The 12,306-nt window shown below is 57.9% G+C and carries 10 protein-coding genes; 7 read left to right on the top strand and 3 right to left on the bottom strand.

The features are described 5' to 3' along the window. Window positions 1-161: 161 nt before the first annotated feature. A complete protein-coding gene (locus M3A44_03230) occupies window positions 162-1,913 on the bottom strand; it encodes an SWIM zinc finger family protein (GenBank protein ID MEQ6340670.1) in 1,752 nt (583 codons plus the stop codon). 250 nt (window positions 1,914-2,163) lie between these two features. After that, window positions 2,164-2,757, bottom strand: a complete 594-nt coding sequence (locus M3A44_03225) for a hypothetical protein (protein ID MEQ6340669.1) — start codon at window positions 2,755-2,757, stop codon at window positions 2,164-2,166. A 195-nt stretch (window positions 2,758-2,952) separates the two neighbouring features. Between M3A44_03225 and M3A44_03220 the strand changes: the two genes are divergently transcribed. From M3A44_03220 to M3A44_03190, 7 genes are read left to right on the top strand one after another with little or no spacing between them, the layout of a single operon-like run. Next, complete coding sequence (locus M3A44_03220) at window positions 2,953-3,360, top strand: hypothetical protein (GenBank protein ID MEQ6340668.1); 408 nt, start codon at window positions 2,953-2,955, stop codon at window positions 3,358-3,360. 2 nt (window positions 3,361-3,362) lie between these two features. Further along, the gene (locus tag M3A44_03215; protein MEQ6340667.1) at window positions 3,363-4,124 is read left to right on the top strand and encodes a DUF1828 domain-containing protein; all 762 of its coding nucleotides are present in this window, start codon (window positions 3,363-3,365) and stop codon (window positions 4,122-4,124) included. A 6-nt stretch (window positions 4,125-4,130) separates the two neighbouring features. Continuing rightward, complete coding sequence (locus M3A44_03210; protein MEQ6340666.1) at window positions 4,131-5,705, top strand: site-specific DNA-methyltransferase; 1,575 nt, start codon at window positions 4,131-4,133, stop codon at window positions 5,703-5,705. Window positions 5,706-5,726: 21 nt separating this feature from the next. After that, window positions 5,727-5,936 carry a hypothetical protein gene (locus tag M3A44_03205; protein MEQ6340665.1) on the top strand — a complete coding sequence of 70 codons (210 nt, stop codon included), beginning with the start codon at window positions 5,727-5,729 and terminating at the stop codon, window positions 5,934-5,936. Further along, window positions 5,926-6,276, top strand: a complete 351-nt coding sequence (locus tag M3A44_03200) for a type II toxin-antitoxin system PemK/MazF family toxin (GenBank protein ID MEQ6340664.1) — start codon at window positions 5,926-5,928, stop codon at window positions 6,274-6,276. The genes M3A44_03205 and M3A44_03200 overlap by 11 nt, the downstream gene beginning before the upstream one ends. After that, window positions 6,273-6,455: a hypothetical protein gene (locus tag M3A44_03195; protein ID MEQ6340663.1), complete on the top strand. Its 183-nt coding sequence runs from the start codon at window positions 6,273-6,275 to the stop codon at window positions 6,453-6,455. Before M3A44_03200 ends, M3A44_03195 begins: the two co-directional genes overlap by 4 nt. A gap of 3 nt (window positions 6,456-6,458) precedes the next feature. Then, complete coding sequence (locus tag M3A44_03190) at window positions 6,459-9,167, top strand: DEAD/DEAH box helicase family protein (GenBank protein ID MEQ6340662.1); 2,709 nt, start codon at window positions 6,459-6,461, stop codon at window positions 9,165-9,167. Between the two features lie 281 nt (window positions 9,168-9,448). Here the strand turns inward: M3A44_03190 and uvrA are convergent, their stop codons facing one another. After that, on the bottom strand, window positions 9,449-12,289 hold the full coding sequence (gene uvrA / locus M3A44_03185; GenBank protein MEQ6340661.1) for an excinuclease ABC subunit UvrA: 2,841 nt from the start codon (window positions 12,287-12,289) through the stop codon (window positions 9,449-9,451). Between the last annotated feature and the right edge of the window lie 17 nt (window positions 12,290-12,306).

Genomic DNA, 12,306 nt, shown 5'->3' with positions numbered 1-12,306 from the left:
TCGGTGACACCCCTAAACACACACTTTCCTATTCAACATCATCATGTTATATAGCCGTCTTTGCGAAATTGCCGGACACTTCTGACATGTTTAGTTTATTTTGCATTGTTATCTGGCGCATGGATAATAAACGGTGGAGGGTCAAATGGACGCCTCGGCACTCATTTCACAGCACTCCGCGCCACCCCATCCAGCAACTTGATGAAATTCCGCTTCGGCTTGTACTGCACACGTAGCTCCGCTAGGTAGTCGCCAAATTGCCGTGACTGGTTCTGCGCATTCATTAGCGCGCCCACTTTACGAATAAATTTAGTCGCCTCCTCATAGGCAGTATTATTGGTCTGTGCGACGATGGGCGGCACCACGCGGCGGTAGAGGTTAATGGCATCATCGGGACGCGAAGATTCGAGCTTACCGGCCAATGTGACGAGTAGGCCGCGATCACAGGCGCCTTCATGTGCAGCTGTCCAGGCCGCATCCAAATCCTGCTCCCACAGCGCTATTTCCACACGCAACGAGTAGTTGGGCATCGACGGCTTCGGTTTCCAGTGGCTCGTCGCACTCGCCTCGCGTGCGATGATCTCGGTGACCCTTGCCAATGCCCGGTCGCGCTGCTCCGGCCAAAGGCCGAGCTTGCCGGCAACATCGTGCAGCTTCTTGTAGTGTTCAAGACTCGATCGCTCCTCGAACTGAATCCAGGTGAGTTGCAATGCCTCGTCATTGCGTTTGCGCGCAAGGTACGCCGCCACCAGAAAATCCCGGAGCCGGTTGTCGGGCCGCTCCGGAAAAGCCTTCAGGCCGCGTTCCGCCCATTCCAGCGCTTTGTCCGGCTGCTTGGCCTTGGTCCAGATTTCGGCGATGTCGAGATAGCGGTAGCAGGACGAAAGATCCTGCGACTTGATAGCCACCAGTTCCTCGACGTTGCCGCTCGCCTCGGCCAGCCGCTCCATGATGCGGGTGATCGTTGCCCGGTGAGTATCGTAGCTGTCCTTCACATCCCGTGGCTTGAGCTTGCGCCACTCGGCTTCCGCCAGCTCTCGATAGCGGCGCAGACCTTCCTTGCCGAGGGCGTCGCCATAAGTGGTGACATCGAAGCTGCACACGCCGAATGGTAGCGTTGTCTCGAACCGGAACAGACGTTCGGCCAGCCCTGTGGACTCCGGCCGCGCCATGGTGCAGGCCTTCAAATGTAATTCGCCCAAGCGATAGACGATGCTGCCGATCTCGCCGTTCGAGTCGTCAACTTGCTCCAGCGCATTCTCGACGCGCTCGATGGCGTACTCGGCCAGATCGACCAGCATGGCGGCGGTGTCGGGCTTGAGCAGTTCAGCCAGTGAATCTGCCACCTGGTCGATATTACCGGCGAAGGTGCCAACCTCCCGCCAGTCGACAAAGCCGTGGATGCGCGTCGCGCCGTCGATGGCCCTTTGGTACGCCTTGGCCACGTTCCCGCCACTGCTGCTACGTTCAGTCTTGAGCAATAGCGACTGGTAGAGCCTATCGTCGCGCTGGGCTACGTCCAGCAACAGCTCGACCAAGGCTTCCGATGGCTGTGTGGTCAGATATTCCTTGATATCGCGCCACGGATCGCGCTGCTTCTTCTTGCCGGAGGCGGCGCCGGATTTTGGAGCGGCCGCGTTCTCTTCCAGCCACGCCAAACCAACCGCCACGCAGTGCTTGCAGAAATAACCGTCGGCGGCGCGTGGGCAGGTGCAATCGTAGGCCAGATCGCCACCGTCATCCCGCAGCTCGACCTGATAGGTTTCCGTGCCTTCAACTTGGGCGGTGATCTTGCCATCTGTCGCACGAAGACGCTCGACGGCGCCGACATAACAATATTCCTCGCCGCGCTGGAAGGCGGTGCTGCCGGCGAGGTCTTCGAGGGTGGATCGGGAGATCAGGTTGTTGAGCATTGTTTTGGCCGTTCATTTCCGGGATACATGGGGGCGGTCTTCAGCCTCAAGATAATAATGTGCCACATACCATGTTGTTTATTAAGCACATTATTGTTTATTTCGCATTGTTATCTGGCGCATGGATAATAAACTATAGGCGTTGAACCGCGCCAGCTTTTGAGGTGATCAGCCGAAAATCGAGATCATGAAAACCACCCCATGAAAATAAACAACTTTATATCTGTTTGTTTTTATTGCTGTTGATTCGTTATCTGTCGTTATTATTAGATGTGTCTGCAAATAACCTCGGCTCATCCTCCCTCCCGTTCTGAACAGGTTTGTGGTAGACCATATTGCGCTTGGCGCGCCCCTCAGCCTGAACAAGCACCCCTTGCTCGACCCACCGTTTGAGCATTCTCGAAGCACGCGAGGTGTCGGTACCGGCAATCTGACATAGGTCAGCATTGGAAATAGGGCCATTGCGGTCGATCCAGCCGCTAACTTGTTCCCACATCGGGGGGCGCGCCTCGTTGAGTGGCGTTACCGATACAGCCTCTTGCGCCTGATCGCGAAGTTCCCTGTAAAAAGGCGGGTAAAGGTCGCTGGTCTTCATCAGGCTAAACATCATCCGTACCCCTTCTCCGGCATCCACATTTGGCGGTTCTGGGAATTCCCGCAGATTGTGGGCAATCAACGGGTTGCGCGCAAATGAACCGGCTCTCTCAATATTGGCGGGCGTAATCCGCCCCGGAAACAGGCCCAGGCTGAGTACTTCGATGCGGTTGTGAATATGCAGATTATGAATGTCACGGTTTAGTCGTGGCGAGCTTGGTAGTGAAATAACATAACTTGTTGACTCCAAGTCCGCGCATGTATAGTAAAGTCGTATACTGGCATTCGGCTATAGTCGACAACCAAGCAAATACGAACCAAAACAATAATGCCACCTAAGGTTGGCCTGTAAACGCACCAGGAAATGACGACTCGAACTGATATTGACATCTTCATGGCTGCCGCAAAGAATACAGTTGTTCCCATGAACTGGCGGGAGAAGCTAATGAAGAAAGACCCCCAATGGTGGGAATATGTCAGCGCGGTTGAGCTTGATGGAGTGGTGGTTGAAGATGTCCAGTTTATTGTCCAGTGGAGGCCTAGCGTGGGCGCTGCTGGAGACAAATACAATTGCGGGCTGGTTTACCGGGTTGACCGGGTTTATGCCGTTGACTTTGACCCGGATGGACAGCATACCAACAATTGTGGCAAAGGCCGGGCACTGTATAGGAAGCGCTTTGGGCCGGGAACGCATGAGCATACCTGGTCAGAAGATGGATATGGGTATGCCGAACCGATTTCGCCGGATTTCCCAGATTTCTCGGCATTGTTCGACTACTTTTGTCATAAGGCCAATTTGGCTGTGGAAGGCGGTTTCAAGTCGCCTTCCAGCATACAACTGAACTTACTTTGAAAATGAACTGCGCCAACTTACTCGAAAATCTTGGTTACACCTGCGCGCCGCGCCAGAATGGCGCGTTGCGCCTATGGTCGCCCTTTACTTTCGATGATGGTGAACACCTTGGCCTGTTTCTGGAACCGTCGGGCAACGGCCAATGGCTGGTGACTGACCACGCCGACACCCTCATGCACGCCAGCGCCCACGGTGCCGAGCTCACCCCATACAGGCTGAACAAAATCCGCGCGCAGTTCGCTGATGTGAAGATTTCCGAAGGTGGCGCGCTGATGGCGGTGACCGATCAGGACAACCTGGCGCGCACTGTAACCGAAGTACTGAACACGGCCATTGCCATCAGCCATGCGGAAGAAAGCTGGAGACCAAAGACCCGAGAGCAGAAATTTATCGCCACCGTAGGGCAGGAACTGGAAGCCGTGGCGGGCAAGAAGCTGCAACGCAACATCACAGTCAGCGGGGTTTCCGGCCATCAGATTAAGTTCCCTTTTGCCATTGACGACCCTGCGGCAGGCCGCCAGTTTATCCAGCCCGTGGCTTACGGTGATGAGCGGGTGGACTGGGGCAATGTGTACAAGGCTTCAGGCCAGATGTTCGATCTCAAATCCGCTGGCGCGGAAGAATCTCAGCGGATTGTCATTGTGGAAGATAGCCCAGGCGATGAGGAATTGGGCAAAGCCGTCACACTACTAAGCTATACTTCCATAGTGCTGCTGTTCAGCCACCGTGACCAGTGGCTGCCGCGTTTCCGCCGCGCGGCCTGAATACCGATGCCGTTTCTCGATTGGGTGAATAAGGCCCAGGCGGTGAGCAGTGCCGCCGATGTGCCTTACCACCTGCTGCAATTTGAATCCGCGCATGGTGATACCAGCGCGGAAAATCTGCTGATTCAGGGCGACAACCTCAAGGCGCTGAAAGCGCTGCTGCCTTTCTACCGGGGGCAGGTGAAGTGCATCTTCATCGACCCGCCGTACAACACCCAATCCGCCTTCGAGCATTACGACGACAAGCTGGAGCACTCGCAATGGCTTTCCACCATGTATCCCCGCCTGGTGCTGCTGCGCGAACTGCTGGCCGAGGACGGCAGCATCTGGGTGACCATAGACGACAACGAGGGGCATTACCTGAAGGTGTTGATGGATGAAGTATTCGGGCGGTCGAATTTTGTGACGAATGTGGTTTGGCAGAAACGAGTTTCTCCTGCCAACGATGCCACTCATTTCAGCAGCGACCACGACAACGTAATAGTTTTCGCAAAGAAAAAAAATACGTGGTCGTTAAACCGCCTTGAGCGCACTGAGTTGCAAAACTCGTACTACAAAAACCCGGATAACGACACGCGTGGGGACTGGAACTCCGTAACATATACCGGCAACAAAACGCGAGCAGAACGACCGAATCTGTACTACGGCATCCGAAATCCAAATACAAACGAACTGGTTTTTCCTCCAAAAACCCTTACATGGCGTTACGGCGAAGAAACGCACCGCAAGAATGAGGAACAGGGACTGCTATATTGGGGAAAGAACGGCGACTCAAAAGCTCCTCGGATGAAAATGTTCCTTACCAATGCAGAACCCGTGGTTCCAAGAAGTGTCTGGACGGCATCGGATGCTGGCAGTACACAGATCTCAATGACAGAGCAGAAAGCATTGTTCTCAAACGCTTTTGGCACCCCCAAGCCGGAACTTCTTTTGCAACGCATCCTCCACATTGCCTCGACCCCCGGCGATCTCGTGCTAGACAGCTTCCTTGGCAGCGGCACGACCGCTGCCGTAGCCCATAAAATGGGCCGCCGCTGGATCGGCATCGAGATGGGAGAGCACGCCGTCACCCATTGCCTGCCACGACTGCAAAAAGTGATTGATGGCGAGCAGGGCGGCATTTCAAAAACCATCGGCTGGCAGGGCGGCGGCGGTTTCCGCTTTCACACCCTGGGCGAGCCGGTGTTCGATGCCGATGGCGGCATTCACCCCGCCGTGCGATTCAAGGCGCTGGCCGCCTTTCTCTGGCATTTCGAGACTGGGGAGCCGTGGGGATTGCCCCCCTCACCCCAGCCCTCTCCCCCCGCAGGGGGAGAGGGTGCGCTAATGCCAATGCCAACACCCTTGCTCGGCATCCATAACGGCACGGCCTATTATCTACTCTATAACGGCATCCTGGGTGACCGGCGACCGCAGGGCGGAAACGTACTGACTTCCACTGTGCTGGCGCACCTTGAAGAACAGTTCCCCCATGATGGTCCACGCGTGATCTACGGCGAAACCACCCGATTGGGTGAGACGCGCTTGCGCGAGGCGGGCATTACCTTCAAGCAGATTCCCTACGACATCAAGGCGCGCTAATCTTTGAACAGGAGGAAACCCATGAATACCCTGCTGGAAAACCAGATCCTTGAACGTTTGCATCAAATGGACGATGTGCGCTTGCTTGAGGTTCTTGATTTTGTTGAGTTTGTCGCTGCCAGAAAAAAGCGCCGCGAGTTGCAGGAAGATAATGATTATCTCCTTGGAGTGGCGGCCTCCTTGACCGAATGGGCTGAGCAGGCTGATGAGGTGGCTTATCGTGACCTATAGGGCTTTTGATGTGGTTCGTGTGCCATTCCCGTTTTCCGACCGCAATGCGACGAAAAACCGACCGGCGTTGATTCTTTCGGATGAAACGGCTTTCAATACACCCATTGGCCACTCGGTGATGGCGATGATTACTTCCGAGGCTAATCCACCTTGGCCGCTTGACTGTGTCTTGCATAACCTGCAAGCAGCGGGGCTGAGCACACCGTCAAAGGTGCGCTTCAAACTTTTTACGTTGGATCATAGCCTGGTGCGGGGCGTGTTGGGGCGGCTGGATAGTGCCGACGAGAGTGAGGTCAGGCATGCATTAAGCGTACTGCTGGACACGGGAGTCAAACCATGACCATTCCTCCCGAACTCATTCTGCGCTTTCCTGATTTGCTGAAGTCGCAGGAAGCCATGAAGCGCGCGGCGGCGCAGGCCCGCCGCTTGGCCGAGCAAACGGGGACCCGGCTTATTGTAGCCGATAAGGTCGCGGCTACAGTGCGGCCAGAGCCTGCCGATAAGCAAAGCGCTGATTAACCCATGTTCAAGCTCAAGGATTATCAGGACAAGGCGCTGGTGACGCTGGATGCGTTCTTTCGCAAGCTGCGCATGGCCGGGCTGGAAGCTGCCTGGCAGGATTGTGCGCCGGTGCAGGAAAAGAATGGTCAAGCCTGGCAGGCCGATTATGACGCCAATGCGCTGGGCGAGGTACCTGCAGTGTGCGTGCGTATCCCCACCGGTGGCGGCAAGACTTTTCTCGCTGCCCATGCGGTGGCGCGGGTAGGCAAAAGTTACTGTGATACCGACGCGCCGGTGGTTTTGTGGCTGGTGCCTTCCGATGCCATCCGCTCCCAGACCCTGGCCTCGCTCTCGACACCGCGCCACCCTTGCCGCGAGGCGCTGACGGAGTATTTCGGCGAAAGAGTCCGCGTTTGCGCACTGGATGAGCTGGCCACAGTGGGGCGGCATGAGGTGGGCCAGAATAGTGTGAGCGGTTCCGCCATTATCGTGGTGGCGACGATTCAATCCTTTGCCATTACCGACAAAACCAAGCGCAATGTCTATTCCTTCGATGAAAGCCTTGCGCCCCACTTTCAGGCACTGACGCCACAACAGGAAGCGCGGCTGGACAAGGTGACGGAAGCGGATATTGCCGCCCAGCCTTATCTGACTGCCGCCGACATCGGCAAGATCAAGGCATCGCTGGCTAACTGGCTGACGCTCCATCAGCCGATAGTGGTGGTGGACGAGGCGCACAACAACCGCACCGATCTGGCCTTCCGCACTCTTAGAAACTTGCACCCGGCCTGTTTGATTGAAATGACCGCCACGCCGGTAAGCGGTAGCAATGTGCTGTTTCACGTTGGCGCGCAGGCGCTGGCGCGGGAAGACATGATCAAGCTGCCTATCGTGCTGATGGAGCACCCGACCGGCTGGAAAGATGCGGTGCGCGACGCCATTCTGACCCGTGACCGACTGGAAACGCTGGCGGCCAGGGAGCCAGACTTCATCCGCCCGGTGCTGTTGTTTCAGGCCGAGCCGAAGAACGGTGAGGCTACGGTCGAAAAACTGCTGGTGCACCTGACGAGTGCTGATGGCGAAAAACTCGACCGCAAGCAAATTGCCGTGGCCACCGGCGACCAGAAGGAATTGGACGGTATCGTGATAGCTGATCCGGCCTGCTCAATCCGCTACGTCATCACCGTGGAAGCACTCAAGGAAGGCTGGGACTGCCCCTTTGCCTATGTGCTGTGCGGCTTACAGGACATGAAAAGCTCCAAGGACGTGGAGCAGATTCTCGGACGAGTGCTGCGTATGCCCTATGCCCGCCCGCGTAATCAACCGGAACTGAGCAAGGCCTATGCTCACATGGTTTCTAGCGTGACCGCGCGGGTGGCGGATCAACTGGCCGACCGACTGGTGAACAACATGGGCTTTGAGGCGTATGAGGCCGCGCTGGCAATTGCCCCGGCGCAGAGCATATTGCCTTTGCTGGATGGCAGCGGCCACCACCAACCTCGCCCGGCGGAAGCAGTGATTTCACTGCCAGTAACACCGACACAACCAATTCCCGAGGCGCTCAAGGAGTGTATTGAGATACGCCCCACCACGAACGGCGCAACGGCCATCGTGCGTGGAGAATTGTCCGAGGCAGTGGAAGATTTCCTGCTCACGACCTGCAAGGGCGCGAAACAGCAAGAGGCGGTGAAAGAGGCTATAGAGCGCGAGCGTACCCGGCAGGCGGCACTGCTGGCGCCATCGGCGCGGGGTGAGCGCTTCGCTCCCCTGCCGCAACTGTGCCTCGATTGGGATGGCGAAGTGCAGCCGGTGGAAAAAAGGTTGCTTTCTGAATTAGGCGATTTTGATCTATTCGCGGAGCCGATGAACCTGGCCGGTTTTACCATCCGCGAGAGCGGCGCGGCTTTCGAAATTGATGTGGAGGGCGGCAAGGTGGTCTATCAGGCCACGGACAGCGGCCAGCTTCACCTCAACGAAATTGCCGCCCATGCCAGCGAAAACGATCTGGTGCGCTGGCTGGATCGGGAATGCCGCCAGATTGATGTGGGTCAGGCCGTGCTCATCAAGTGGTTGTTGGCACTGGTTCGCCACCTGATTGCCGACCGGAGTCTCACACTTACGGCGCTGGTGCGCGCCAAGTATCCGCTGGCGGAGGCCGTGCGGCGGGAGATTGACCGGCGCAGGCAAGCTGCGGTCAAGGCGGGTTTTCAGAAGTCGCTGCCGGGCTTTTTTGCCGCCCCACGGCTGGAAGAGAGCTTTCGTTATGCCTTCACTTTTCACCCCAATCATTACCCGGCACGACCGCCGTTCTATTCCGGGCGCTACCGTTTCCAGCATCACTATTATCCAGTGATCCACGGCTTGCGCGAGAAGCGTGCTGACGGCCAGCTCGCTGAGGAATTCTTGTGCGCCCAAGCCATCGACCTGAACCCGCAAATAAAGCATTGGGTGCGAAACGTGGAAAGGGAGGATCGTTTCTCTTTCTGGTTGCCAACTTCGACGGATTACTTCTATCCGGATTTCGTTTGTGAATTGACCGATGGCCGGGTGTTGATGGTCGAATACAAGGGCGAGCCCTATAAAACCAACGACGACTCGCGAGAGAAAATGCAGGTGGGCCACCAGTGGGAGCAATCCAACGGCGGGCGCTTCCTGTTCCTGATGGCGGTGGAGGAAGATGTGCAGGGGCGGAATGTCAGCCAGCAAATTGCCAACAAGCTCAAAGGGTAATCAGTCGCGTCGCTCAGATCCTTTTTTAATGGCTTGTAGGCGAAGTCCAGGGCGCCATCTCCAAGAAGATGTTCATGGACGTGGAGATTTACACCGACACCAATAATACGGGGCAGTCCTGACCTAACCCAATACTGTTCACTTAACCGTTCGTGGTGAGCTTGTCGAACCACCAGCCACTCACCCAAGGCCCTTCGACAAGCTCAGGGCGAACGGAATTTTTCTTAAGTGAACAGTATTGTGACCTAACCCGAATTTATGAAACATTCGGGCTAAGCCCGTCAGGCTGCCAGATGTTCCCGCTCCAGCACCGGCCTGAGAAACCGCCCGGTGTGCGAATCGGGATACGCGGCGATGTCTTCAGGTGTGCCGACGACCAGCACTTCGCCACCCTTGTCGCCGCCCTCCGGTCCCATGTCGATGAGCCAGTCGGCGGTTTTGATAACATCGAGGTTGTGTTCGATTACCACGATGGTGTTGCCGTGGTCGCGTAACTGGTGCAGCACGGCGAGCAGTTGCTTGATGTCGTGGAAGTGCAGGCCGGTAGTGGGTTCGTCGAGGATGTAGAGCGTGCTGCCGGATTCGCGCTTGGAGAGTTCGCGTGACAGTTTGACGCGCTGTGCCTCGCCACCGGACAGGGTGGTGGCGTTCTGGCCGAGTTTGATGTAGGACAGTCCGACATCCATCAGGGTTTGCAGCTTGCGGTGGATGACCGGCACGGCACTGAAGAAGTTCAACGCGTCCTCGATAGTCATATCCAGCACCTCCTGGATGTTCCTGCCCTTGTAGCGCACTTCCAGCGTCTCGCGATTATAGCGTTTACCCTTGCACACATCGCACGGCACGTAGATGTCGGGCAGAAAGTGCATCTCCACCTTGATCACGCCGTCGCCCTGGCAGGCCTCGCAGCGTCCGCCCTTGACGTTAAAGCTGAAGCGGCCCGGATTGTAGCCGCGCGCCCGTGCCTCCTGTGTGCCCGAGAACAGTTCGCGGATCGGCGTGAACAGGCCGGTGTAGGTGGCGGGGTTGGAGCGTGGTGTGCGCCCGATGGGGCTTTGGTCGATGCTCACCACCTTCTCGAACTGCTCCAGGCCGATGATCTCCGCGCAGGGTGCGGGTTCTTCAGTGCTGCCGTACAGCGCACGCGCCGCCTGACGATAGAGGGTGTCGTTGACCAGGGTGGATTTGCCGGAGCCGGACACGCCGGTGACGCAGGTCATCAGTCCCAGCGGGATGTCGACATTGACGCCCTTTAAGTTGTGGCCGCTGGCGCCACGGATGAGCAGTTGGCGCTCCGGGTCGGGCGCGATGCGTGCGATGGGCACGTCGATCTTGCGGTGGCCGCACAGGTATTGTCCGGTGAGCGAGGCAGGATTGTCGATGATCTCTTGCGGCGTGCCTTGCGCCACGATCTTGCCGCCGTGTACGCCCGCGCCGGGGCCGATGTCGACCACGTAATCGGCGAGGCGGATGGCGTCCTCGTCGTGCTCGACCACGATCACGGTATTGCCCAGGTCACGCAGATAGACCAAGGTGTGCAGCAAGCGCTCGTTGTCGCGCTGGTGCAGGCCGATGGATGGCTCGTCCAGCACATACATCACGCCCACCAGCCCCGCGCCGATCTGGCTGGCGAGCCGGATGCGCTGTGCCTCACCGCCCGACAGGCTATCGGCGCTGCGGTTCAGCGTCAGGTAGTCCAGCCCGACGTTGACCAGAAAATCCAGCCGCTGGCCGACTTCCTTGACGATCTTGGCGGCGATTTCACCGCGCCAGCCGGGCAGTATCAGCCCGCCGAAAAACTCCCGTGCCCGTCCTACCGGCATGGCGACCGTTTCGGGCAGGGTTTTGCCACCCACAAACACATTACGTGCCTCACGCCGCAGCCGGGCGCCCTGGCAGTCGGGGCAGGGCTGGGTGCTCAGGTATTTGGATAGCTCCTCGCGCACCGCGCCGGATTCGGTCTCGCGGTGGCGGCGTGTCATGTTGGGGATGACACCTTCAAACGGGTGGGCGCGCCGGGCGGGTACGCCGCGATCGTTGTAATAATCAAATTCGATTTCTTCCTTGCCGCTGCCGAACAGAATGATGTCGCGCACGCGTTGCGGCAGCTCCTGGAAGGGAGTCTCGACATCGAATCCGTAATGCCCGGCCAGCGCGCCGATCATCTGAAAGTAGTAGGCATTGCGGCGATCCCAGCCGCGCACCGCCCCGCCCGCCAGGCTCAGTTCGGGATTGGATACTACGCGTGCCGGGTCGAAGAACTGCTTGATCCCTAAACCATCACATCCAGGGCAGGCCCCCGCCGGGTTATTGAACGAGAACAGGCGTGGCTCCAGCTCGGTGATGCTGTAGCCACATTGTGGACAGGCGAATTTGGCGGAAAACACCACGTCATCGTGCTCGGGATCGTCCATGAACGCCACGCGTGCCAGACCGTCGGCCAGGCGCAACGCCGTCTCGAACGATTCCGCCAGGCGCTGCTGCACCTCAGGGCGCACCTTGAAACGGTCCACCACCACCTCGATGGTGTGTTTTTTGCGCAGATCGAGCTTGGGCGCCTGATCCAGCTCCACCACTGTGCCGTCGATGCGTGCCCGCACGTAACCTTGCGCACGCAGCTCCTCCAGCACCTCGGTGTACTCGCCCTTACGCCCCTCCACCACCGGCGCGAGCAGCATCAGCCGCGTTTCGGCGGGCAGCGCCAGCACATGATCGACCATCTGGCTGACGGTCTGGGCATCGAGCACCACACCGTGTTCCGGGCAGCGCGGCTCACCGGCGCGGGCATACAGCAGGCGCAGGTAATCGTAGATTTCGGTAACGGTACCGACCGTGGAACGCGGGTTGTGCGAGGTGGATTTCTGCTCGATGGAGATCGCGGGCGATAGGCCCTCGATGTGGTCCACGTCCGGCTTTTCCATGATCGCCAGAAACTGGCGCGCATAGCTCGACAGCGACTCCACGTAACGCCGCTGTCCCTCGGCATAGATGGTGTCGAAGGCCAGTGATGACTTGCCGGAGCCGGACAGGCCGGTGATCACGATCAGCTTGCCGCGTGGCAGGTCAAGGTCAATATTTTGTAAATTATGAGTACGGGCGCCGCGGATGCGGATGGTTTCCATGCGACTACCTACTACCT

Source organism: Gammaproteobacteria bacterium (genome assembly GCA_040183005.1).
In the GTDB taxonomy this organism is placed as follows: Bacteria; Pseudomonadota; Gammaproteobacteria.
The sequence above is the reverse complement of the archived record's forward strand: the minus strand, read 5'-3'. Positions and strand labels throughout refer to the sequence as shown.